We start from the raw sequence: 25,300 nt of genomic DNA on the forward strand, positions 1-25,300 counted from the left end.
AAAGAACCTTTATAAGAGTAAATTACTCTTATAAAGGTTCTTTTGTTTTTTTTCTTTGAATTTATTCAATGCCATACCATTTTAGGAAAAAAGAATTGATCTTTTCATCAGTTAATTGATGTGTCGCTGAAAGTGAAGCTGCTTTAGCTGTATGGTAGTCGATTTGCTCTGTTATGAATCGATCGATTGCCGGTATTTTCGGCTCAAGATCCATTTCTTCCCCTGATCGTTTCTTTTTCAGCAGCTTGGCTATTTCCATGAGAAATTCCTCGGATAATTGAGGCTGCTTCAGTAGTGTGTCAAAATCGACTGGCGGTACTTGGTCATAATAACCGATCCAGCGACAAGCTAACAGCGGGCGTAAAACATAGAAGTATTTTTTTATCTTGACCTGATCCCCTTGCAGGTACTCTCTGTAGTTTCCTGTTGCCATATGCAGGTAGTGATAAACTAAGCTTTTGCTGTTATGCGCCTGTTCCGAAAGTTTTTTAAGCTCCTGTAGAAAATCTTCATCCGCATAATAGATAATTGGTGAGTGAAGCCATTCCAGCAAGGAAGGATTGCATTTTTTCAGAAGGAGTAAGGTTTTATCCAAATCCCAGCCACTGATATCCAGCTGATCTGAAATTGGATATTCTAAGGTATCTTTTGTTTTTTGCAGTTGTAAGTACCAGTTCTTCGGACGTGTATAAATAAAACGAACATCATAATCGCTGTCCTTGGAGGGAAAGCCCCATGCCCGACTGCCGGATTCTACTGCATAAAGGATACGAATGTTTTCCATTTTTTCGATCCGTAGTAGTTCTTGAACGATTGTTTCCTTCATGATGCTGCCTCCTTCATAAGAGTAATTGATTTGCAAGACTGTGATGCGGTCCTTCAGGTGTGCATCACAGCCTCAAAATGCTTGTGTCACTTATGTTACAGTGTTCGAAAGACCTCTGACTGCTATTGAATTTTAGTAGACAGTCAATAGGTATCTATATAATAAAACGTATTTTTGTATGATTGTTTATAAACGTGGGTCCAAATCCTTTTCTTTTTCGAATTCATAGATCATACCAGCAAGAATATCCATATACTCAGAATTTTCTTCGGAAATATCTGTACTCGAAATTTTTAACAGTTCATCAGCCAGTTTAGCTTCTTTGATGGAAGCAGCCAGCTTTCCTTTGATTTTTTTGTCTGAAATCAGCTTGTTATAGCGTTTTTCAGACAAATAATCATAGCCATAGATCAGCGTCAGGTAATCTTTGTTTCGAACCTTCATAAATGGAGCGATTTTGCTGTTATCAATAGTCTCCGGTTTGATGACGATTCCTTCCATTTGATTTTCCACAGTGATCGTTTTGAAATAGCTGTTGGCTCTCTCTAATGCATCTTTTTGTGTCAAATCCAATAATAGATACGGATCATCTGATAAGAAGGGATATAATGCGGATGTTTTCATTTCAGGGATTTCCTGATGGCCATCCTTATACGAGATTTTAAGCAAGTTGAAGGGCTTGTAAGTCAGCTCTCCTTCATAACCATAAAGCTCGATCTGCTTGTTATAAACAGCTAGATATTCTGCTTGATCACTTAATTTGACCTGATGCTTTTCTGTTTCTGTCAATAATGAAAATTGTCTTGCCGGATAGCTTCCATAAGTAGCTGACAAGGTCTTCTTATCCTTATGATGACGATCCTGTTGATAATTCGTTTGTGTCATTTTTTGAAGAGCTTCTTGATAGACTCGTTCAAATCCGCTGCTGTTAAGAAGCGCTAACTCTTTTTCAATACCTAAAGCGATTGGCTGGTATTCTTTTTCAATCAAACCTTGTCCCAATGCACTCCACGGCATCAGTTCTCCGTCCAGCATCAACATATCAATTGCTTGTTCGCTCATGTAGGATTCAAACTTGTGCAGCAGTTGTTGGTAAACAGGCTGCAGGTCCAAGCGTTGGATGATATACCCGTTTCTGGAAACTGCAAAGCATTGTTCCAAATCAGAAAACAGGTAGATGTTACAACGAGAGCCCATATATTTAGGCTGTAGAACAACACTGTTCACACCGTTCTCTTTAAAATAGGAGAGTCCCTTTTCCAAGGATTCCAGATCATGGGTCTCATTGTCTGCAGCAGAAGGTGACATTGTTCCGGATAAATATTGAATCCGATGTCTGGCCATGTAACGTAGGCGACGTTGTTTATCTTCAGGCAGTGACTGCCAAGAAGGCTTTTTGGGAGCTGAAAATAATAAGGGCAGCTTCTCTGTTTGACCTTCTCCATCTGACGTTGGAACAGAATAAAGCATGGTTTTATATGGTAGGACTTTGACTGCAGTCAGTCTGTTACCGGAAGCAGCCCCTGTATCGATACTGCGCTTGTTCTTGATACGGAATGGTTCTTCACAAGCAACGTGTCCGAAGATATGAAGGGGAAGATTGAAGTAGCTTTCCTCTTCTAAAAATGCCAGCTGCGGCTCGATCTCTGCTTCCCGGTTCAACCTGAAGTTCCGTTGTCTTCTTTTAGACGCAGTATCTAATTTTCCCAGATATTTTTGTTTACATGGTGCATGAGTCACGATAAAAGATTGCTGATCTCCTCCGATCCTACGATAAAAGGGCTTCGATTGTTCTACCAATGTGAAAAACTTTTGCTTTAGCTCTTCGTCTGCTTGGAGGACTGGAACAGAATCGAAATAGTTGTTCAATGTGTGCGAATCAACGCCTTTGATTTCTCCCTTTAAATAATGATAAACAAAATGCTCGTGGTTACCGGTCGTCAGCAGGAAGTGGTCTTGATTCGTATAGAGAAATTCGATGATCGCTCTGGTTTGTTTTCCTTTATCGATCCAGTCTCCATTTAAAATCAACTTACCCACGTACTCGTTGATAGTCATTTGTCCATCAGTAACCGTATGCCCCAAACGTGTTAATAGTGCTTGAAGAGTATGCAGACACTCATGAATATCTCCGACAACCGTATAATCGTTTTCCGGAGGAAGGATGCAAGAAAGGTATTCTTCTTTATCTGTGACCTCGATTTCAATGTCGGAAAAATCCTTTTTGGGAATCCGGTGAATGGCGCGATAGTTCTCTTTTGATAAGGCAGGAAGAACCTCTCGTTTCAAACGCTGGATATGATTGCTGATCAAACGGCGTGAACGCTCACTGGCATAATAGTCATCGCGGTCTTTGTAATCAAAAACGACTGCTTCGATCCCATAATTCTGAACTTTAGCGATTTCAAGGATTTCTTGTCGAAATTCCGGAGCTAAGCCTGTTGTATCCACAATCACAAATTCTGCTGATACAGGATAGGTTGTGACAAATTCCAGCTTTTTGCGTAAGTAAGGGAAGGCAACATTACTGGCTTCCAGCATGACTTGATCGTATTTATCGTAAGCATGCCCCAAGATTTCCTGACGAAGATCATCAGAGGAAATGTATTGAACATTGCTGTAAAAGTTGTTTTTTTGATCTTGAAAGCCCAACTGTTTCATCAAGATATCTTTGGAAAATGTGGTTTTCCCACATTCTGTTGGACCAATCAATAGAAAAATCGTATGTGTTTTCGTTTGAATAAGCATGAATCATGCCTCCGTTTCTTTTCTAATAATGCGAGCACCTTGAGTAGTAGGAATCCCGTCAACCTTGTCGCCGATTGCCAGAAACTCAAGAGAATACAGTTCTTGATCAACGATAGCTGACAGCCACTCTTGAAATTCCGATTGGGTCATTTCCCAACAATGATCTTCATGGCGCTTCTTATCGTCAGTCAAGCTATAGTATGGGTTGAACTCTTTGTTTGGTGTTGAAAGGACAACTTGATGAACCGTCTTTTCTAGTACAGCTTGGATCAATACTGCTGCTTCTTCTTTTGGCATATGCTCAATCACTTCCATCAGGAGTACATCGATCGGTTCAGTGATGTTCAATTTCTCCCAGTTTGCGATCGATGGATAGAAGGAAACATTTTCCAGTTCACGTTTCTCTGCTTTTTTCTGTGCAATCTCGAGAACCTCAGGATCGATATCTACTGCATAATAAGGCAGAGCACCTAGCTGCTTACTGAAGGATGCGATATAGAAGCCTTCTCCACAACCGATATCTAAAATCGGATAATTGAAATCCAAAAGAGACTCTGCCAGATTTCTTCGCTGCAAGCCTGTTCCGCCAAAGCTGAACTCGATGGTGTAGCGATCTGTCGCAGCAGCTTCTTCAATAAATTGCTTAAAATAATTTCTGCGACTCAAAAAATTACGTACAAACAGATTTCTGATGTAAAATGGTGCGTCTACTGCATTCAAGGACTGTACATATTTCTGGATCAGTGTTTCAGATTCATCCAAAAACTCTTTCGCAAACAAGGCTTGAAAAAGCAGGAACAGCTGTGCTGCGTGAAACAGATCATGAAGTGTACGTGTCGTTTGAATTACAAGACGACCGTGACCAGGAGTCAGCTCTTCATAATCGAATTGGATATCTGGAAACTGCCGCTGAAAGAATACCAGAAAATGCTCTCGCTTGATTGCAATGAAGGGCAGCTCCAATGTGTGCTCAAACCCTTCCTTGTCCTGCTCTTGAGGTTTCAATGGATGACCGTAAAACTCTGTGATCAGTGAAAGGTAGACTAATGGTGCCTGATACTGAGAAGCGTTCAGATAGTGAAATTCTTCTTCTCTATTTGGTCGAAAGGACAATGAGGTCGTCCCTTGATCTGTAAAATAAGCTAGATAGCTCTGAGCTCCGTCATACCAGCCGTAGCCCATCCCTTTTCTGATTCGTCTCAATTGGATACCGCTGGCTGGGTTTTTATAAAGTATATAAGACAGCTCCGGATTCGCTGATGTTAGTTTGATAATTGCCATGATAGGACCTCCTGTAAGTTTGTACCTTAATCATAACGGAGTTGGGAGGAACTATCTTTTAAAAAAGGTTGCGCAGTAGCAGTCCACTTGTTTAAAATAGATGAAAAGGAGCGGGTTGAAGGATGGCGAAGAAATTTCAGGAGTTGGTCAAGAAATTTGATACAATTCGTAAATATACAAGGGATTTTTATGTGTATGGCTTTAAAGAACGAGATGAATTTTCCTATGGCAGTCAGAGGGGATACGACAACGAGCGTCGGAGGATCGAAAGCTATCTGTCTGAATGGATCGAAACCGATATCGTCTATGGAAAGAAAAGAGTCCGATTGGAAATCGATCCTCATAAAAACAGCAGTAATCCATTAGCGCAGGTCTGGCATTCAAAGTCGTTCACAAAAAACGACGTGTTCCTGCATTTTGTCCTTCTGGATATCTTTGCAGATGGAGAACAGCGAACCATACAAGAGGTGGTGGACGTCATTGATGAGGTCTATTTGATTCATTTTTTAGATGGTTATCTTCTGGACTCCTTAACGGTTAGAAAAAAAATCAAGGAATACACAGAGTTGGGGATTTTTAATGAAACCAAGAACGGCAGAGAATGTCTATACGCTCAAGTTCCGGCTTTGGAGCTTGAAGAAGATGTTTATCAGGCAATCGATTTTTATAAAGAGATATTTCCGGTAGGTATTCTAGGTGAATACTTGCTGAGAGGGCAAGAAAAACAAGAATCCCTATTCCAGTTCAAGCATGTTTTTCCAGTTCAGGTATTAGATAGTCAGGTAGTTTTGGAGCTGTTGGAGGCTATTCGAACACGTAAAGAAGTTTCATTTGAAACGGACAGGCATCAGTTTGAGCGATTTATCCCAGTGAAGATCTGCTCCAGCTGTGAATCCGGACGCCAGTACCTAATTGGTCAAGTGGCAGGCAAGCGGCACCTTTATTCGATTCGAATCAATTTCATCACGAAGGTGCAAATTGGGGAAGCAACAGCACAGTTTGAAGTAGTCAATGAAAAATTTTTGAAACAAAAGCGACTGACCTGGAATGCGGCATTTACTTCTAGAAAGACACAGAAGCTGAAGGTCTATCTGGCAATTGATGAGAAAAAGGAACGCTATTTGATTCGCAGACTGGAGAAGGAGAAGCGGATGGGAACGGTTGAGCACACGGGAGAGAATGAGTATTCATTTTCGATTGCTGTGGTGGATATGGTTGCTTTGAATCCATTCTTACGTACCTTTTTTGGGCGTATCAAGCGTATCCAATGCAGCAACCGCAACTGGGAACAGCAATTTTGGAAAGATTATCAGCAGATGTATCAGCTGTACGATGGAGGTGAGCAGAATGAATCCACTCTTTCATGAGATTTATGGAAAATATTTTCGACTGATTTCAACATTGATGCATTCTGACAGCCACAGTGAGGAAGCAATCAGAATGATACTGGAAAAGGAGGGCTATGGAGAAACAGCCTTCAGTCTTTTGCCTTCTCTGGTGTCGGAAGAGGAGAATTGGCATCTATTCACGAAAGCAGATGGGGACTATCATCGAATCCTTCAGCATGCATCAAAGCAGCCAATCACACAAATAGAAAAGCGCTGGTTGAAAACGATGTTAGAGGATCAGCGTATTCATAATTTTCTGGAACCGGATCGTGTTTCAGCGCTTCAAGAAGCATTAGTCGATGTGGAAAGCTTGTTTTCTTCTGAAATGATTGATTATTTTGATCAGTTTCAGGAAGGCGATCCTTATGAGGAACCAATTTATACAGAAAATGCGAAGTGCTTATTGCAGGCGATTCAATCTATGGAATTGGTCACGATCCAGTACCAGACTTTGGATCGTCAGGAAGGGTCACAGCATATTGTATTCCCTGAAAAGTTGGAATACTCTCAGAAAAATGATAAGTTCCGACTGAGAGGGAAGAGAAAAACACGCTCTGAAAGTTGGGAATCAGTGGTTTTTAACCTTTCTGAAATCAAAGGCGTGGAGCGGATGGGCATAATCGAACCAATGCAGAAAGCGACGAAAGCGAAGGACAAGCAGATCGTCTGTCTGTTGAAGGATGACCGAGATACGTTGGAAAGAGCAATGTTTCACTTTTCCAACTACCGTAAAATCACACAGAAGACGGAGCAGGAGAGAGAATATCAGCTGACGATTTATTATCCTTCACAGGATGAAACCGAGCTGCTGATCAACATTCTATCGTTTGGGCCCTTTCTGCAGGTGATTGAGCCGGATTCGTTTATTCGGCAGATCAAGTATCGATTAAAACGCCAGAAAGAATTGTATTTTCCAACAGAGCTGGAAGCGAAGAAATCCACTGAGTAAATCAATAGTTAAAAAGTGTAGACTTTCTAAGGCAAGAACTCACACAGATTTCTCCTATGTCTATTACTGTGGAGCATGGATGAGCGCTCATCATCATGCTTCTTTTTTGTTTTTAAAAGATAGAAAATAGGAGATAAAAAAGTCCTGTTTTATCTAAATGCGAACATATCCGACTTAATGCGACACAAAATGTCGGAAGTTTTATTTTGTTTTGGATTACACTAATGATGGTGGTGAAGAAATGAGTTGGATAGAAAAGTTGAATCAGGCAATCGATTATATCGAAGTAAACCTGGACAGTGAAATATCTTATCAGGAGATTTCAAGAATCGTCGGATGTTCGATCTATAACTTTCAACGAATTTTTTCATATGTGGCCGGCCGCCCATTATCTGAATATATTAGAAACCGACGCTTGACGATGGCTGCTTATGAAGTAATGAATACAAAATGTCGACTGATCGATATTGCGATGAAATACGGATATGTTTCACAGGATTCTTTTGCCAGGGCATTCAAAAACTTTCATGGAATTGTGCCTTCCAAGGTAAGAAGGCATACTGTACAGCTTAGGTCCTGTCCGAAACTTCGTTTTCAGATCAAGATCAACGGGGAGAAGTATATGAATTATAAAATCGAACACTGGCCGGCATTTAAAATCATGGGCTATCGTTATGCTATATGGGAACAGGAGTCGGTTCAAACGATTTCGGATGTTTGGGAGAATATCTGGGAAAGTGGGCAGATCGACCAGCTGATGGAATTGATTCAGAATCTGGAGCATCGGCCGGCAGGACTTCTCGGGGTAACGACAGATTTGTCAAAAGGAGCATTTGAATACATGGTAGGTGTCATGAAGCACGTGGCAGTTGAGCCGACAGATTTTCTTGATGTAAAGGAAATCGAAATTCCTGCTGCAACCTGGGCAGTTTTTGATGGAAATGAAAAAATCCCCGGGACGACCGAACACATATACCAACGGACCTACTCAGAATGGTTGCTGGGTTCAGGCTATCAGCTGAATCCGCTGCCGGTCATCGAATGTTATCTACAGGATAACAGGAAAGAAATCTGGATAGCTGTAAAGACGGGAAACACAGAGATGAAGGAGTGACCGTTGGACACCGCAATGGGGAAGGATATAACTTTGTGCTTAAATCTGCCCAGAATAAAATACCCGTGTTTTGGCATCATTTCTGATGATCGCCAAAACACGGGTATTTAGGTTTCTAGTTTATCATGAAGAATGTTTACTTGCCGGATCAAGTCGATGTTCGATCATCCCTAATATCCAGTCAGTGAAGATGGCCATCAGGGCTGTCGGCAAAGCGCCAACCAAAATGATCGAGGTTCCGTCTGTTGCGTTGGTTCCCCGTATGATGATATCCCCTAAACCACCAGCACCAACGAAGGCACCGATCGCAGTGATCCCGATAGCAACTACTAAGGCGTTACGAATACCAGCCATGATAACAGAGACGGATAATGGAAGCTCGACCATATAGAGTCGTTGAAGCTTGGTCATTCCCATCCCTTTGCCGACATCCAGAATGTTATTATCTACCTGACGCATTCCTGTGTAGGTATTTTTAATAATTGGAAGCAGTGAATAGAGAAAAACTGTAACGATAACCGTGTTGACTCCTAAGCCGAGACCAAGCATCAAGATGGACAGCATAGCCAATGATGGAACAGTTTGGATCAGATTGGCAATACTGATGACCCAGCCCGCCAACTTATAGCGACGAGAGATGAAGATTCCGATAGGGATACCAATGATAGCTGCAAAAAGTACACCATAAACGGAGATCAGGAAGTGTCGAACTACTTGACTGAAGACATAACTGCCGTTTTGGCTAAAGTAGTAAAAGAACTGCTCAATAAGGTTCATGTTCTGCAGATTTTCCATTAGTTGTCACCTCCGTCAGCTTCAAAATAGTGATTATCCTTCAAGAATTTTTCAGCAACGATTGCCGGTTCCATCAAATCATTATCTGCTTGATAGTTTAATTCCTGCATTTTTTCTGTAGTTATTTTTCCAGATAGTTTGCTCAGGATATCTTTTAAGTCGGGATTCTCCTTCAAAATGGCGTCTGTTGCTACGATGCTGGCGTCATAGGGCGGGAAGAATTTGCGGTCATCTTCCAGCATGACCAGATCATAACTGCCAATTCGTCCATCTGTAGAATAGCCAAGCACGACATCCATTTTCCCGGCAGCTACAGCATCATAAACCAGACCGATCTGCATAGGAAAGACTCGTTTGAAGTCAAAGCCATATTCTTCAGTAAAACCTTTATATCCGTCACCCTGACGGTCGATCCAAGAAGTATCTGCACCGGCAGTCAGCTGATCTGCAACATCTTTCAAGTCGCTGATGGTTTTCAGGTTGTACTTTTCAGCAGTTTCCTTTGTGACCATGAAAGCGTATGTGTTAGCGAAGCCGTAAGAAGGGAACCAGGTTTGCTGAAAGCGAGTCTGAAATTCCTTTTCGACGATATCGAATGCTTTGGCAGGGTCCTTTTCAGGTGGAAGCTGCAGTGTTCCTGTTAAGTCTGTTCCTGTATAACGAGCGGCTGAAATACTGGTGTCGCCATTGATCATAGACTGATGAATGACAGTTGTCGTTGCTAGATTATTGATGATAACAGCATCTTTATCTGTGTAATGCTCGATCATTCCTTTTACAACATTTGCAAGGATCTGGATCTCGGAGGTTGAACCTCCGGCAATACTGATTGTATTTTTATCATTTCCGCTTGCAAGTCCCGGTAACGAGCAGCTGCTCAGCAAGACTGTTGCCGCAAGAAGAGATACGCTTAATAAAATTGTTTTTAATTTTTTCATTCTGATTCACCTCGTAAAGCTATTGGAGTCAACTTTTTCTCCAGTAGTCCCAGCAGCAGATCAGCAGATAATGCAATCAATGCTACCGGAATCGTTCCGCCGAAAATCAAGTCGGCACGATAGAGATTCAATCCGCTGAAAATGAAATCTCCTAAACCGCCGGCACCAATGTAAGAAGCTAAGGTAGCCCAAGCAACAACATAAACTGCTGCGAGACGAATACCGGACATGATCGTAGGAATCGCAATTGGCAGCTCAACCATGAAAATCGATTGTGTATTTGTCATGCCCATCCCTTTGGCTGCATCCTTATAATCCGGATCAACACCCTTTATACCGATATAGGTATTCCGTAAAATCGGCAGGAGAGAATAGATGAACAGTGCGACGATGGCAGGAAATCTGCCGACACCAAAAATTGGGATCATCAAAGCCAGTAACGCTAAGGATGGAACGGTTTGTAAAGCGCTTGTCAGGCCAATAACGATTGAAGCAGTTCGCTTAGTTCGAGTCAATAGGATACCTAGAGGCACTGCAAATAGGATACCCAGCCCCAAAGATACCGCAGAGATAAAAATATGTTCACCGGTTCTGGCGATCAACTCGCCGCCCTTTTCCATTAAGAACTGATTCATGCTTCTACACCTCCATTTGAGGTGCGTTGCTGTTTTCCTCAGCTGTATTTTCAGAAGCAATCGTAGCCAGTTCTTCCTCACCCCAGATAACATCATAAACAATGTCAACAAGAGAGGCTCTAGTCAAGATACCGACAACCTTTTGCTTGCTGTCAACAACAGGTACATATTTTAGACCACGCTTCAAAATTCGTTGTAACGTATCTCGTAATAAAGAAGATTCTTTTACGAAAAAGACATCTTTATTTAAGATATCGCTGACGCTGGTTGCTTTTGTTCGCTGTCTATCCAATGTTTCTACATCGATAAAGCCCTTTAGAACACCTAAAGCATCAACAACCAATAAGGTATCGACTCGCTTTTCTCGCATGACTTTGATTGCATCGGATAAAGATTTTTCAGGGGTAATGGTAATGACGTTGCGTGACATCACTTCGCCAACTGTTGTGGTGTTGGATTTTGCTTGAATCAGGCGATCTTCACCAATCAGCTCTTCAACAAAATCATTTGCGGGTGCATTCAGAATGTTGTCAGGTGTATCGAATTGAACAACCTTCCCTTCGCTCATGATGACGATTCGATTGGACAGTTTTAATGCTTCATCCATATCGTGAGTAACGAAAATGATTGTTTTACCCAAGCGTTCCTGCAGATCCTTGATTAGGTCCTGTAACGAATCTCTGGTGATTGGGTCTAAGGCACCAAAAGGCTCATCCATCAAAATGATGTCCTGATCTGCTGCCAACGCACGAACGACACCAATCCGCTGCTGCTGTCCGCCGGATAACTCATGAGGATAACGATCCAGCATTTCTCTTGGCAATTCAACCAAATCGATCATTTTTTCGGCAATTTTATTGCGATGCTCCTGATCGACCTTAAGCAGCTTAGGTACAATAGTAATATTCTCTCTGATGGTCATATGGGGCATCAAGCCGATATTTTGAATCACATAACCGATTTTTCTACGCAGCTCCACCGGATTTATTGTTTGAATATCTTCCCCATTGATCATTATTTTGCCTTTGGTTGGATCAGTCATTCGATTGATCATACGCATGGAAGTAGTTTTTCCACTTCCGCTCGTTCCGATAAAGCAAATGAATTCACCCTTCTCAAAAGATAAATTGATATCTTCGACGGCTACTTTTCCGCCCTTGTAAATCTTGTACACATGTTGAAATTCAATCAATATACTCACCTCTAACTTCTAATAGTCCTCAATAATAGTATGCTTCAAATAAATTGTAAAAACAAATGAGAAGGCTTCAGTTTTGGCGATAATACAGCTTTTTTCAATAAATGAAATAAAAAAATCCGGAGATAAAATTTGCTGGATTCTCTCAAAATTTTCTTCCGTAAATGATTTTCAAATTGATTTTCAGAAAAAATATTTTGACTTAAAAGAATGGAAAAAGAAACCTCCTAGAAAGGCGATAAGCTTGGTGCTTTCAGCGTGTCAGAAAAAGTTTGAAAATACAAAAATTTTTCCTATTTAGATGAGCTTTTTTTTACAGAGAATGAGCAGGGAAGAATCAGGAAAAAAATTCTGGAAAAAAGTATTTTTGCTTAAAAATTGACGATTTTTTGAAAAGTTTTTAAAACGGAGGTTTTTTGTAGGGTCGCTTTTCCTTTGTAAGAGATAAAAAAGCAAACAGCTCCTCATTTTTTGAGCGTCGACTGTTTGCCTTTTGAGAAAAAAATAGTGATACATTTTATGATGTGGATGCAGCATTAAGTGTTAGGCTGATTAGCAGTTATGCGGATACGTTGGAACTGTTTATTTTTCTTCATAGATGTTTTTCTCTATCTCAGCTCGCTGGTTTGCTAAAAATGGTGGTAGGGCAAGTTGTTCGCCGAGTCTTTCCAGTGGTTCGTCGATGGTGAAGCCGGGAGAGACTGTAGCAAATTCCACCCGATTCCCCCCTGGTTCTCGAATATATAGACTTTTGAAATAGCCTCGGTTGACAATTTTCTCGATCTGCCAGTCTTGCATCTTGGCTTTTTCATAGAGGACATCTAATGCCTCATCGTCAGCAATCGCAAACGCAACATGGTCCATACTGCCGCGGCCCATTCGCATGTTCTTCTGGTTTGCTGATGGAAGGATATCAATGAAATCTGTTTGATTCAGAGCAATCCTATGGTTGTGAGCCTTCCAATCAAGTAGGCGCCCAAAGAAATCTATGGTCTGCTGCGGTTCCGATACATGAAACTCAGTCGATAGTAGACCGAGGATTTGCTTACTGCTGGGGATATTGTTGTCAACAGGTTGCTGTTCTTCCGACGGCTCCTGGGCAACTTCAACAAGGTGAATTTCCACTTGATCTTTATCAAAGAAGTGCAGCTCATTTGGCTTTTCTGTGTAGGCAACAGCTGCTTTGGATAATCTATTTTTCCAGAAGGAAAGACTGCCCATTGGGATTTTCAAACCAATCGTGTTTAAAAAATGATCATTATCATATCTGTTCCCCAGTAAAGGAACAATAAAAAAGGTAATTACAGAGCCGGGAGCACCATAGTAGTTGCCGTAGTAATCGTGAATCATGCGATGATTCTCTTGGTTGACGGTGTGCTTTACATGGCGTAGTCCTAAGAGGTCAATATAGAAAGCTCGATTTTCGTCACTGTGACGTGTGAGCAGAGAAACGTGATGGATAAAGGGTGTCATATAAATACCTCCTTAAGATTTTTAACTTACTAAAAATAAGTATAAGCTCTTTTCGATTGATTGCCAAGAAACTTGTTCCATTTTGTACCCTTCGAAGGCTGGATTATTCTCGATAGGTACTTTTCATACGGCGAAAGAATGGGTATAGTTGAATGAGTGCTTTTAGATTAGATGAAAATGAAATGTTTTCAACAAATTATGGAATTGTTGGTTTGTTTGTGTGGATTATTGCATTAGAGATGATGGCTATGAGATTGTCTATAAAAAGACAGGAAACATGAATTGATCATAAGTAGCTATCTACTCTTTTTTGCTTAAGAGAAATTTATATAGAAGAAATTTTATGAGAAGCAGGAATAGGCTATAGATGATCCACTATGAAAGTCATGATGCCGGATCAGCTGACTACAATCTGAACAGGAAGTTTTTGCTTTTGTTTTAGAGGCTTAAAAATGTTAGAATAACCAAGGATAAGAGATAGAGAGTGAGGATAAATATATGTTTAGTACAGAGGATTTTGATTTTGATTTGCCGGAAGAGCTGATTGCTCAGACGCCGCTTGCGGATCGAACAGCATCACGTTTGCTTGTATTGGATCGTGAGACTGGTGAAATAGAGGATAAGCATTTCAGCGAAATCATTGATGAGCTTAATGAAGGAGATGCGTTGGTCATGAACGACACGCGTGTACTTCCTGCACGTTTATATGGAGAGAAGCCTGACACTGGCGGACATTTAGAGGTTCTTCTGCTGACGAATACAGAAGGGGATACATGGGAGACCTTGATCAAACCAGCAAAGCGGGCGAAGGTAGGGACGCAGATCAGCTTTGGAGACGGACGCCTGAGCGCAACTGTTATCAAGGAGCTGGAGCATGGTGGTCGAATCATCACTTTTGATTATGAAGGGATTTTTCTGGAGATCATTGAGTCGCTGGGGGAAATGCCGTTACCACCATATATAAAAGAGCGTCTGGATGATCCTGATCGTTACCAGACTGTGTATGCCAAAGAAAATGGTTCGGCTGCCGCTCCGACAGCAGGACTTCACTTTACACAGGAGCTGTTGGAAAAGATTCAGGCGAAGGGGGTTCAACTGGTTTATTTGACTCTTCACGTCGGGTTAGGGACATTCCGTCCAGTTTCAGTAGAGAATATTGCTGAACACGAGATGCATAGTGAGTTCTATCGATTGACGGAGGAAGCTGCGGAGACGTTGACGAATGTACGAGCAGCCGGTGGAAAGATTGTTGCTGTTGGGACGACATCGATTCGGACCTTGGAGACAATTGGCACGAAATTTGATGGAGAGATCAAGGCAGACAGCGGTTGGACAAATATTTTTATCACACCTGGTTATGAATTCAAAATCGTACAAGCTTTTTCAACGAACTTCCACTTGCCGAAATCTACTTTAGTGATGCTGGTAAGTGCATTTGCAGGTAGAAATTTGACGTTGGCTGCTTATCAGCATGCAATCAATGAAAAGTATCGGTTCTTTAGCTTTGGCGATGCCATGTTTGTTAAATAAGGATAGATAAACGAATAAAAGAAACATCCCCCATTCCATTTCAAAGGATTGCGGCATAGACATGCCGCAGTCCTTTTTTGCCTGTCTTTAATTTTATTTCTAAAGTAAATGAATGGAAATTTAATTTTATTGAAAACGTATATTTAACTTTTGGTATGAAGTATAATAGCATTGGATGGCATTCTATTTTTCTTGTGGAATTACTTGAAATAGAAGCGATGTGATTGAAATTAGGAGTGGGATTTAGTTGGAAAATATTACCTACAGTTATGCTGCGCCGCTGAGAAAGAGGATCGACTGCTGGCAAAAACTATACTCGGCAACTGAGGATCATCATTATTTTGAGCGGCTGAAGGAACGTAAATCTCTATTAACTTTAGACGATTATGGAACATTCCTTGAACTGAGTGGTTTAGATGAAGAACAAATGGATATCGGACTTTCTTCCTTAAATGAAGAAAAGGCAATGCTTCTGCTTGATGGAGTTGAGAAGGAAGCATGGTTTTTGCTGCATAAACAGCTGTTCACTGAAGAACAGCCTATGAAGGATGGCGCCCTCGAGACTGCTCTTCGGTTCCACATCAAGTATTATCATGAGCAGATGGCTCAAAGTGTGGAAAAATATAAAGGACAGCTGTCGATCACAGCCGCCGCTTTATCAGCTGCTGTTGAGCAATTTGAAAAAGAGCTGTTTATGCTGGCGCGTAAGACACTTGCCTGGGATGTCCATCAGGTTGTTGAAGCCTGTCAGTTTACAGGATTGACAAAGGAAGAAGAATTTGAGCATTACATTAATGAGTATTTGGGGACAAAAGAAAGTGTGTATAATTTTTTCAGTGCCTATCCGGTTTTGGCAAAGCTATTAGCCGCTCGTCTGCAGTTTGCTTGTGAGAACTTCGAAGCATTTATTGCTGGCGTCGTGTGCAGTGCTGAATCGCTGGCAAAGCAGTTTAAGATCACTTTACCATTAACGATCGATCAGCTTAACTTCGGGCAAGGGGATAGTCATGCCAAGGGGAAATCAGTGATTCAATTTCGGCTGAATGGTCAGAAGCTGGTCTTTAAATTTAAAAGTCTTGTCATTGGAGATCGCTTCAACCAATTGCTGGATTGTTTAGAGGAAACTATTCCAATCGCTGATTTTTACAAAATCAGACGGATATCTAAGGAATCTTACGCCATTGAGGAGCATATTAACTATACTGCCTGTGTGGATGAGAAAGAAATTGAGGTCTTCTATTCACGATATGGACAGCTTCTGGCAGTTGCTTATTGGCTGGGAGCAACCGATCTGCATATGGAAAATATCATTGCCTGCGGGGCTTATCCAGTACTGATCGATGTTGAAACAATCATTCGCCCGACATTTTTGTTTGAGGGAAGAAAGAAAACAGATCAGCAAATGATTGAAAATGCCTCTATATTAGTCAGTGGTTTGGTGCCGCAAAAATATAGTAGTAGTCAATCAGTCAATATTGATGCTTTATCAGGACAAAGACAAAAATTACCTTATAAAATCCGGCAGCTTCAGCAGACCAGTTCCAGTGATATTGCCTTTGAATGGGTGGATGGGCATATGGAAGGTGCTCAGAACATTCCTCTTTTAAACGATGAGGTGGTTGATTATAGGAACTATCGTCAGCAAATCATTGATGGGTTCAATAGGCTAAACAGTGAAATGCTGGCACAAAAAGAGCTGACTGTCAGACATGCAGAGATGCTGTTTTCCGACATTGAGGTACGAGTGATTTATCGAGATACGCAGGATTATGCTGATTATCTTATGTTTGCGTCGCATCCTGAATGTATGTCTAATTATGTTGAACGGGAGCGTGTGATCGCCAATTTGTGGCGAACCGATGTTGTACCGAAGAAGCTGATTACTGAAGAAATCGATGCAATGCTAGTAAATGATATTCCATTTTTTACCATCAATTCTTCTGAAACCGTAATCCGCACTGAAGCTGGCTTGAGGATCGAAGGAGCTGCAAAAAGTCCTCTTGAAACAATGCTTCAACATATGAATGCAATCAATGAGAATTCGATTCGATATTCTCTGCTTCTGCTGAAGGAGAGTCTTCAACTGCTAAGCTACAAAGTCCGACCATTTTTCATTACAGAAAGAAACCATCACATTCAGTCAGGGGTTCTGCAAAAAGCCGCTGATATTGGAGATTTGGTGGTGGAAAAGCTTTTATGGGGGGAAGAAGAGCAGCGTGTTTTGTGGATGAAGGTGAGCTTGAAGGATGAAGCAGTACCTGCAGCTTGTTATCCGGGTACTAATTTGTATGATGGACTTGGCGGTATCTATCTGTTCTTGATGACACTCAATCATTTTGTACCGAAACAAGCCTACCAATGTATGATCGATCAGCTGGAAAAGCAGATTTTCAATAGTAGAGAAGATGCGAAGGTTCAAGGTCTCTTTACAGGGCTGGGCATGAGACTATTGCTGGATTTTTTTGCTGCAGAACTGCTTAACGATAAGAAGTATGAAGGTCGCTTGTATGGAAATCTGTTGACGCTTGCTGAAAGAGAGCTGCCCGAAAATGGTGAATGGATTTATGGTAGTGCAGGTATATGTGCTCTTTTATGTGAAATCTATCGTGTCTATTCTTATCCGATTGCCAAAGAGCTTGTAACACGCTATGCGGATGAATTTGTTCTTGAAAAGGATTTAGACAGCAGCTTTGCTCATGGGTATGCCGGCATATTATATAGTATGGAAAGGGCAAATGAGCTTCTGAAAGATGACCGTTTGCTTAATAAAATAGGTCAATGCAAATTTATGCTGTTGAGCAGCTATACAAATGAAGTAATGCACAATCATTCTTGGTGTAGAGGGATAACGGGGTTGAAGAGTGTTATGACTATAGACGGCAAACAAAGTGATTTAGCGGCACCTGAAAATCCTGATTCGGATGACTGTATCTGCCATGGACGCTCAAGTGTACTGCTGGGAGAAAAGCTGTTAAACAGCGTACTTCAGCAAAATAACACTGTATTTCTAAGCTCGGATGAGGAGCAGCTGCCATTGGATCTCTTTACTGGCATCTCTGGAATCGGCTATCAATTACTGATTGATAGCCTTGACTTAAAGGTTAGATCAATTTTATTTTTGAGTAAATCTATAACAAGATGAAAAAACTACTTTACTTTCGATGAGGAAAGAATTATAATCTACTTGTGAACTACCGAATAAGGGAACAAGAGGAGGAGTTTTTTAGAATGAGAGAACTATCGATTGAAAAAATGGAAGCGAAAACAGACGAAAAGAGAATGGATAGAGTAGTGGGGGCAGGGTTTGAAAGAGATACTGTGCAGGAGTCAAAAAGAGCAGATGAAACCAAATCTGATTTCTTTTATGGTTGGTCAAGAATTATTTGTTTATTCTAGTAAAGCGATAATATAACATCATATGAGCCGAAGTCTATAGACTTCGGCTTTTTCTATAGCATTTAAAGATTGGAAGGAACGCCTAGACAATCAAAAGCTCAACTGCGAGCTCTTTCTTTCTCCGTGTACGAAAGCTGGAGCAGGAGCTGAGTTTTTCCGGTGACACTTCTGGTTATTTTTTAACATGTTTTTATATGGGACATTTGCAGCAAGGCTTCTTATGACAACTAAAAACCCCGAAGTCGGGGAGACTTCGGGGTTAAACTTTTTAAATTACTTTTTTTAATGAAGTAATCATTAAAGCTTCTGTAGCAGAGACAATCAACATGATAAAGTTCATCATCCAAGAATAAGCAGTAGAGCTATGAGTAGCTACCTCATAGAACACGATATTGAATGTGAACAGTGCAACGACAGTTACGATAAAAGCCGTAAAGCTGGCAGTTGCTAAAATTTTTCTGCCGCGTTCATCTTTGCCTTCTTTACTGAAAAAGAAGTAGATGGAGTAGACGAAAAATACAAGTGATAGCGCTCCTACTAATAAGCTAGACCAATGATTCACAGGTAGGTTATCGAAAAAATTTGTTAAAGAATCTGTCATGAATGTTTTTTCCTTCCGCTAGTTTGGATATTTATTCTGATTCTTCTTGTGGTTGGTCTGTCAATCTTTTGAAAGTAAAAATCTTTTCAATTGGAACTTCAAAGACCTCAGCGATATCGTGAGCAAGTAATAGAGAAGGGTTGTATCTATTACGCTCAAGCTGGATAATTGTCTGTCTTGATACGCCTACTTTATCAGCTAATTCCTGTTGGGTCATACGCTTCATAGCTCTGTAGACGTGGATGGAACTCTCAAAAGATGAGTTCTTCTTTTTAGGCAATGCAAATCCCTCCAATGCTCGAATTTGTGGTCAAATAATAGAAAGTGCATAGTCAATATACCATATCTTTGTTTTTCTTACAAATAAAACATAGCAAAAAGCCAAGCTTCTCGAATAGCTTGGCTTAAATAAATGGAAGGTTTCAGTTATATTGATTTTTTATCCCTAAAATGTGTTGATCGTTTCTTTAGTTTAACACAAATCTGTTTCTTTTCTAGTTAAATGTTCGTGAGGTACTCGAACACCAAGTTCATTTTGATAAATAGACATACTTTTTCGTGTAATGCACATGTTCTCTTTTTTACTTCAATATCTGTAAATGTAATAAAGTTGAATAGTTTACTTCCAACAAACTTAACTTGATTGTACTGTATTTATTGAAACTCGAGAATATTGTTCAATATAACTGAGTTGCCACCTTCCTTTCATCTATATAATAGCATAAAAAGAAAGCGTTTTCAACGTTGCTGCCAAAAAGAATCCATACTTATTTTGAATAGTAAAAGTTGAAAAACTTCGTTCAGGCATAGATGATTCGTCAAGCATTATTATTGAAGGAATAAAAAAATTCATGTTATAGTGAATGTAAAGCACATCTATTTAAATAGGAAGAAACTAATGGGAGGGATAGGATGGATAGTTATCGAAAATCCATAAAAGAAGTTTTTAAAGAGACTGCCGCTGATGAAAACAACGGCTTGTCACAAAAAGAAGTACAGGAGCGTCTGGCAAAATACGGGGCGAACAAATTTAAGGAAATAAAAAAGGAATCGACCCTGAAAAAATTTATTTATAGTCTAAAAGATTTTACTACAATCATCTTATTGATTGCTGCAGCAATCTCATTTTATACTGCTGTAGTCACAGAACATGGAGACTATTTCGAAGGAATTCTGATCATTGCAATTGTTATCATCAATTCTGTATTAACGATTGTTCAAGAAGGCAACGCTGAAAAATCATTGGATGCGTTAAAGGATATGAACAAGCAGACAAGCTCAGTATTGAGAGATGGAAAAATTGAAGAAGTCGATGCGGAGGAAGTTGTTGTTGGCGATATTCTGGTGTTGGAATCAGGATCAATGATCACAGCTGATGCTCGATTGATTGAAACTTCTCAGATGAGAGTGGAGGAATCTGCGTTAACAGGAGAAAGTGAGCCTGTAGAGAAGGATGCGGCATACATAGCTGACGATGAAGAGGCGCTTGGAGATCAAATCAATATGGTCTTTAAGGGATGTACTGTCTCAAATGGTCGGGGAAGAGCAATTGTCACTGCAACTGGAATGGATACAGAAATGGGGAAAATAGCCGGTCTTTTGGGTGATCATGAGGCTGGAAAAACACCGTTACAGATACGCTTGAATCAGTTAGGAAAACGTATCAGTATCCTTGCTCTGGTGGCAGCTGCTCTAGTCTTTATTATTGGTGAACTGCAAGGGGAGCCGATGCTTGATATGTTCATGACGGCGGTCTCGCTGGCTGTAGCCGCAGTTCCTGAAACATTGACAGTGATTGTTACATTGACTCTGGCATACGGCGTACAAAAAATGGCGAAGAAGCATGCAATCATCCGCCAACTGCCTGCAGTGGAAACGTTGGGAACAGCAAATGTCATCTGTTCTGATAAGACAGGGACTTTAACACAAAACAAGATGAGAGTCCGTCGTGTCTGGTCTCGCGGAGACGAGGTCACAGATACGGAGGATGCAATGACAGACGAAGCCATGGAAGTATTGAAGATGGCAACGCTGTGTACTGATGTCACTGTTGAGAAAGAAAACGATGAGCTGATCATCAAAGGGAACCCTACTGAGGCGGCAATCGTTCGTGCAGTGGAGGAAAATTACCATACAAAAGAGGAGCTGGAAGAAAAATACCCTCGAATTGCTGAGCTGCCTTTTGATTCTGATCGAAAAATGATGACAACTGTTCATCAAATGGGGAAGAAGTATATTTCCATTACAAAAGGCGCCTTCGATGTTTTGTATCCAAAATTCCGATATGGAGATGTCGATCAGGCAGCGATCGTCAACGATCGTTTTGGTAAACGTGCGCTTCGTGTTATTGCTGTAGGGTTTGCGGTGTATGATGAGGAGCCGCAGGATATTTCTTCTGAAGCATTGGAGAAAAATCTACGTTTGTCCGGCTTAGTCGGAATGATCGATCCCCCTAGACCGGAAAGTAAAGGGGCTATCGAAAAAGCCCGAAAAGCAGGAATCAAAACAGTTATGATCACAGGGGACCATGTTGTGACTGCTGGAGCAATCGCTAAGGAGCTGGGAATCCTAACCAGTAAGGATGAAGCGATGACTGGCGGAGAGCTGCGCAAGCTGAGTGATGAAGAGCTTGATGCTCGTGTGAAGGATCTGTCGGTCTATGCTCGTGTAACACCTGAAGACAAAATCCGGATCGTCAAATCGTGGCAGCGTACAGGTGCTGTCGTGGCCATGACCGGAGACGGTGTGAACGATGCACCTGCATTAAAGGCCAGCGATGTTGGCTGTGCCATGGGAATCACAGGAACAGACGTTGCACAGGGCGCCTCTGATATGATTTTGACAGATGACAACTTTGCGACAATCGTTGATGCGGTGGCGCAAGGGCGGACAGTTTATAGAAACATTCGAAAGGCAATCAATTTTCTTCTGAGCTGTAACGTATCTGAGATTTTCATCGTAGTCATTGCGATGCTTCTTGGTTGGGGCGCACCATTTACTGCGGTTCAGCTGTTGTTTGTCAATGTTGTGGCTGATGGGCTTCCAGGTTTTGCATTAGGAAGAGAACCAGCTGAAAAGGACATCATGAGTGAAGCGCCAATCCCAAGAAACGAAGGGATCTTTGCAAGAGGTCTTTGGAAAAAGATTGGGATCAACGCATTTGTATTTACAATCGTTACCTTGCTGGGCTTCTACCTAGGTGCCTATGTTGATGGTGTTTCTCATTGGGTCAGTGCCAGCCTTGATGTTGGTCAAACTGTCGCATTTTTAGTTCTGGCATATTCTTCAATCCTGCATGTGTTCAATGTCAGAAGTACTCAATCTATTTTTAGAGTTCGATTATCATCTAACAAGTCGCTGTTTGAAATGGCGATACTCGCTATTGTGATCACAACCGTGATTGCTTTGGTTCCCTTCACTCAGGAGCTGTTCTATCTGGTTCCTATTGGTCTGACACATTGGGCATTGGCAATAGGTCTGTCGATCGTTCCTATTTTTGTCAATGAAATGATCAAGTTCCATTATTCGGATGATGAGGAAGAAGAGGCATAAACGAATAATCGATGCTAAGCGTTAGATAAAACGTATCAACAAAAGAAAAACTTAAGATCAGACTTTTCGACGAGACTCGAGAAAGTCTGATCTTTTTTGATAGAAACGAAAGAGAAAAAGACCATTCTGAGTGTCTGTTTTTACTTGAAAGCCTGATTTTTCATGAAAATTGAAAATAAGTCATGAAAATTCTATTTTTTAAAGATATAAGTTGCCAAATACAGGGAAGAGTATTATAGTGGGTAGCAAATGATTCTACACCGTTTTTCAACCAATAATCAATGGGAAGAAAAAAGTAGGATCAAGTACTGCCAAGACGGCAACAGCCAGTCAACTGAAGCAATGATCGAGGCGTACGCAACAAGCTGAAGCATAGATGGATACAGCAATTATTTTCAGCTTGAAACATGGATAAATATCGAGACAGAAACCTTGTGTAGACTTGAAGCAAAAGAGAGACTTAAATGAAAATCGTACTTTTTGTTCATTCGTGGAATGTGGAAGCAATGCATCCCGGTATTCCTGTCCTAGCGTTGAAGACTGTAGGGAAGAAGGCAGTTTGATACCCATAGGTGCAGTGAGTGAAGGGTGTATGTTTTGTTTCCCATTCATTGTTTTTGAGAAAAGATAAAGCAAGGGAATATCCGTTTCGACAGGTTTGATTTTGTTGTAGGAGGAGAGTATAGTGACAAAGCAGTTTAAAGCGTCACAGAATCACCGTAAGTTGACTGCTGCGGGTGTATTGGTGGCTATGGGGGTTGTTTACGGGGATATCGGAACAAGTCCATTGTATGTAATGAAGGCCATTGTTGGTGATAATGGCGGTATTTCACAAGTGTCTGAGAATTTTATCATCGGGGCGGTGTCCCTGATTTTCTGGACGTTGACGATTCTGACAACTGTAAAATATGTAATGATCGCATTAAATGCGGATAACCATGGTGAAGGCGGGATTTTCTCACTTTATACATTGGTAAGGAAAAGCGGGAAGTACCTGATCATCCCGGCAATGATCGGAGGCGCGGCATTACTGGCCGATGGTGTGCTTACACCTGCCGTAACTGTTACGACAGCGATTGAAGGACTTAGGGGAATCCCATTATTTTTCGATAAATTTGGGATGGATCAAAATATTATTGTCTGGATCACATTGTTCATTATCCTGATCCTGTTTTCTGTGCAGCGATTTGGGACGGATGCGGTTGGGAAAGCCTTTGGACCTATAATGTTCCTTTGGTTCAGCTTCTTGGGGCTCATGGGCCTGATCAATTTCAGTCAGGATTGGACAGTGATTCGTGCGTTGAATCCATATTATGCAATTGAGCTGTTGTTCAGCTCTGAGAATCATCTGGGGATATTTATTCTGGGGAATGTTTTTCTGGCAACGACTGGTGCAGAGGCGTTGTACTCAGACTTAGGGCATGTCGGGAAGAAAAATATTCGATTCAGCTGGCCATATGTAAAAATCTGTCTATTACTGAATTATCTTGGACAAGCTGCCTGGATATTGAAGTCACAGGGAGATCCTGCAATTGCTAAAATAGAATCGTTGAATCCGTTCTTTCAAATGATTCCGGAATCATTCACACTGTTTAGTGTTGTTTTCGCAACGTTAGCAGCTGTGATTGCTTCTCAGGCATTGATTTCCGGTTCATTCACACTTGTTTCAGAGGCAATCAAGCTGAAGCTTTTACCTAGAATGAAAATCATTTATCCTGGAACGAATATCGGGCAGATGTATATTCCGACGTTGAATCTGATACTATGGTTAGCTTGCTCTGCAGTGGTTATCGGCTTTAGGACATCAACACATATGGAGGCTGCATATGGGCTGTCTATTACTGTTACGATGCTGATGACAACGATCCTGCTGATGTTCTTCTTGAAGCAGCGAGGATTACCGAATGCGTTTGTATACTTGATCACACTGTTTTTTGCAAGTATCGAAACGATTTTCTTTATTTCAAGTATTGCGAAATTCTTCCACGGAGGCTATGTGGCAGTTGGGATCGCATTGGCAATTTTAGCGATCATGACGATTTGGGAATGGGGTAATATCATCAAAGAGAAGACGTCAGATACAGTGCCAATTCGAAATTACATCGACCAGCTGCGAATGCTTCGTGAGGATCAGGGGATTTCCTACTATCAGACAAATGTTGTCTTTATGACACCTGATTTGATCAGTGATGAGATTGGGCGAGCCGTGATGTATTCGATTTTGGACAAGCGCCCGAAACGAGCGAAGGTTTATTGGTTCGTCAATGTAGAGGTAACAGATGAGCCGTTTACAAAGGAATATTCCGTAGATATGCTGGGGACTGATTTTGTGGTACAGGTACAGCTGTATCTGGGCTTCCGGGTAGCTCAGGAAGTAAATGTTTACCTGCGTCAGATTGTCCATGACCTAATGAAGCAAGGGCGATTGCCGAAACAGCCGCAGAAATACACAATCACACCGGGACGTGAAGTCGGTGATTTCCAATTTATCCTGATTCGTGAGGAATTGTCAAAGGTGACGGAGCTGAGGAAATGGGACCGCCAGATCATGCAGCTGAAGCTTGCTATCAAGAAGCTGACGATTTTGCCGGAAAACTGGTTTGGTCTGGAATACAGTGATGTAAAATATGAGTCTGTACCATTGATCATCGGGAATACAAGAAAGACACACTTGATCGAACGTAATCGAGAAGAACTCGAATAACGGTAGCCTATTTATCGCTAAATAATAGAACTGAACTATATAATCAAAAGGGGAACTTAAGAAGGGCATCAATTCTTAAGTTCTTTTTGTGTTTTTTGTTTTGAGTCGCCAGAACAGGTTTTTATCAGTATAATAGAAAAAGAATATTAGGAAACGATTTATTTTATACAGG

At 41.1% G+C, this 25,300-nt stretch carries 19 protein-coding genes; 9 read left to right on the forward strand and 10 right to left on the reverse strand.

Features of this window, described 5'->3' with window-relative positions:
• Positions 1-61: 61 nt before the first annotated feature.
• The 3 genes from I6N96_RS11140 to I6N96_RS11150 form a co-directional block, all read right to left on the reverse strand.
• A complete protein-coding gene (locus tag I6N96_RS11140; RefSeq protein ID WP_209557618.1) occupies positions 62-826 on the reverse strand; it encodes a nucleotidyltransferase domain-containing protein in 765 nt (254 codons plus the stop codon).
• Positions 827-1,012: 186 nt separating this feature from the next.
• A complete protein-coding gene (locus I6N96_RS11145) occupies positions 1,013-3,574 on the reverse strand; it encodes a metallophosphoesterase (RefSeq protein WP_209557619.1) in 2,562 nt (853 codons plus the stop codon).
• Between the two features lie 3 nt (positions 3,575-3,577).
• Entirely contained in the window at positions 3,578-4,855 is a 1,278-nt protein-coding gene (locus tag I6N96_RS11150; protein ID WP_209557620.1) for a class I SAM-dependent methyltransferase, read from the reverse strand.
• 122 nt (positions 4,856-4,977) lie between these two features.
• Here I6N96_RS11150 and I6N96_RS11155 point away from each other — a divergent pair, with 122 nt between their 5' ends.
• The 3 genes from I6N96_RS11155 (at position 4,978) to I6N96_RS11165 (ending at position 8,306) form a co-directional block, all read left to right on the forward strand.
• Positions 4,978-6,222, forward strand: a complete 1,245-nt coding sequence (locus tag I6N96_RS11155; protein ID WP_209557621.1) for a WYL domain-containing protein — start codon at positions 4,978-4,980, stop codon at positions 6,220-6,222.
• Positions 6,203-7,192: a WYL domain-containing protein gene (locus I6N96_RS11160; protein WP_209557622.1), complete on the forward strand. Its 990-nt coding sequence runs from the start codon at positions 6,203-6,205 to the stop codon at positions 7,190-7,192. Before I6N96_RS11155 ends, I6N96_RS11160 begins: the two co-directional genes overlap by 20 nt.
• 241 nt (positions 7,193-7,433) lie before the next feature.
• Positions 7,434-8,306, forward strand: a complete 873-nt coding sequence (locus I6N96_RS11165; RefSeq protein ID WP_209557623.1) for an AraC family transcriptional regulator — start codon at positions 7,434-7,436, stop codon at positions 8,304-8,306.
• 123 nt (positions 8,307-8,429) lie between these two features.
• Here I6N96_RS11165 and I6N96_RS11170 read toward each other — a convergent pair whose 3' ends face one another.
• The 4 genes from I6N96_RS11170 to I6N96_RS11185 are packed head-to-tail and all read right to left on the reverse strand — an operon-like array spanning position 8,430 to position 11,866.
• On the reverse strand, positions 8,430-9,101 hold the full coding sequence (locus I6N96_RS11170) for an ABC transporter permease (RefSeq protein WP_209557624.1): 672 nt from the start codon (positions 9,099-9,101) through the stop codon (positions 8,430-8,432).
• Positions 9,101-10,039 carry an osmoprotectant ABC transporter substrate-binding protein gene (locus I6N96_RS11175; protein ID WP_209557625.1) on the reverse strand — a complete coding sequence of 313 codons (939 nt, stop codon included), beginning with the start codon at positions 10,037-10,039 and terminating at the stop codon, positions 9,101-9,103. Before I6N96_RS11175 ends, I6N96_RS11170 begins: the two co-directional genes overlap by 1 nt.
• Positions 10,036-10,674, reverse strand: a complete 639-nt coding sequence (locus I6N96_RS11180) for an ABC transporter permease (protein ID WP_209557626.1) — start codon at positions 10,672-10,674, stop codon at positions 10,036-10,038. The genes I6N96_RS11175 and I6N96_RS11180 overlap by 4 nt, the downstream gene beginning before the upstream one ends.
• 4 nt (positions 10,675-10,678) lie before the next feature.
• Positions 10,679-11,866, reverse strand: coding sequence for a betaine/proline/choline family ABC transporter ATP-binding protein (locus I6N96_RS11185; protein ID WP_209557627.1), 1,188 nt, complete (start codon positions 11,864-11,866; stop codon positions 10,679-10,681).
• 82 nt (positions 11,867-11,948) lie between these two features.
• Here I6N96_RS11185 and I6N96_RS11190 point away from each other — a divergent pair, with 82 nt between their 5' ends.
• Positions 11,949-12,173: a hypothetical protein gene (locus I6N96_RS11190; RefSeq protein ID WP_209557628.1), complete on the forward strand. Its 225-nt coding sequence runs from the start codon at positions 11,949-11,951 to the stop codon at positions 12,171-12,173.
• A 281-nt stretch (positions 12,174-12,454) separates the two neighbouring features.
• On the opposite strand, the gene I6N96_RS11195 is transcribed toward I6N96_RS11190, so the two are convergent.
• On the reverse strand, positions 12,455-13,345 hold the full coding sequence (locus tag I6N96_RS11195) for a VOC family protein (protein ID WP_209557629.1): 891 nt from the start codon (positions 13,343-13,345) through the stop codon (positions 12,455-12,457).
• Positions 13,346-13,843: 498 nt separating this feature from the next.
• Here I6N96_RS11195 and queA point away from each other — a divergent pair, with 498 nt between their 5' ends.
• From queA to I6N96_RS11210, 3 genes are all read left to right on the forward strand, one after another.
• The gene (queA, locus tag I6N96_RS11200; RefSeq protein ID WP_209557630.1) at positions 13,844-14,875 is read left to right on the forward strand and encodes a tRNA preQ1(34) S-adenosylmethionine ribosyltransferase-isomerase QueA; all 1,032 of its coding nucleotides are present in this window, start codon (positions 13,844-13,846) and stop codon (positions 14,873-14,875) included.
• 247 nt (positions 14,876-15,122) lie between these two features.
• Entirely contained in the window at positions 15,123-18,017 is a 2,895-nt protein-coding gene (gene lanM, locus I6N96_RS11205) for a type 2 lanthipeptide synthetase LanM (protein WP_209557631.1), read from the forward strand.
• An 86-nt stretch (positions 18,018-18,103) separates the two neighbouring features.
• Positions 18,104-18,271 carry a hypothetical protein gene (locus I6N96_RS11210; protein WP_209557632.1) on the forward strand — a complete coding sequence of 56 codons (168 nt, stop codon included), beginning with the start codon at positions 18,104-18,106 and terminating at the stop codon, positions 18,269-18,271.
• 268 nt (positions 18,272-18,539) lie between these two features.
• On the opposite strand, the gene I6N96_RS11215 is transcribed toward I6N96_RS11210, so the two are convergent.
• Together I6N96_RS11215 and I6N96_RS11220 are read right to left on the reverse strand one after the other, a co-directional pair.
• Complete coding sequence (locus I6N96_RS11215) at positions 18,540-18,872, reverse strand: hypothetical protein (protein ID WP_209557633.1); 333 nt, start codon at positions 18,870-18,872, stop codon at positions 18,540-18,542.
• 31 nt (positions 18,873-18,903) lie between these two features.
• Positions 18,904-19,152, reverse strand: a complete 249-nt coding sequence (locus tag I6N96_RS11220) for a helix-turn-helix transcriptional regulator (protein ID WP_086350045.1) — start codon at positions 19,150-19,152, stop codon at positions 18,904-18,906.
• Between the two features lie 632 nt (positions 19,153-19,784).
• On the opposite strand from I6N96_RS11220, the gene I6N96_RS11225 reads away from it, so the two are divergent.
• Entirely contained in the window at positions 19,785-22,424 is a 2,640-nt protein-coding gene (locus I6N96_RS11225; protein ID WP_209557634.1) for a calcium-translocating P-type ATPase, PMCA-type, read from the forward strand.
• A 685-nt stretch (positions 22,425-23,109) separates the two neighbouring features.
• Positions 23,110-25,128, forward strand: coding sequence for a KUP/HAK/KT family potassium transporter (locus tag I6N96_RS11230; protein ID WP_488225881.1), 2,019 nt, complete (start codon positions 23,110-23,112; stop codon positions 25,126-25,128).
• Positions 25,129-25,300: the final 172 nt, after the last annotated feature.

Source organism: Enterococcus larvae (assembly GCF_017830045.1).
In the GTDB taxonomy this organism is placed as follows: domain Bacteria; phylum Bacillota; class Bacilli; order Lactobacillales; family Enterococcaceae; genus Enterococcus_L; species Enterococcus_L larvae.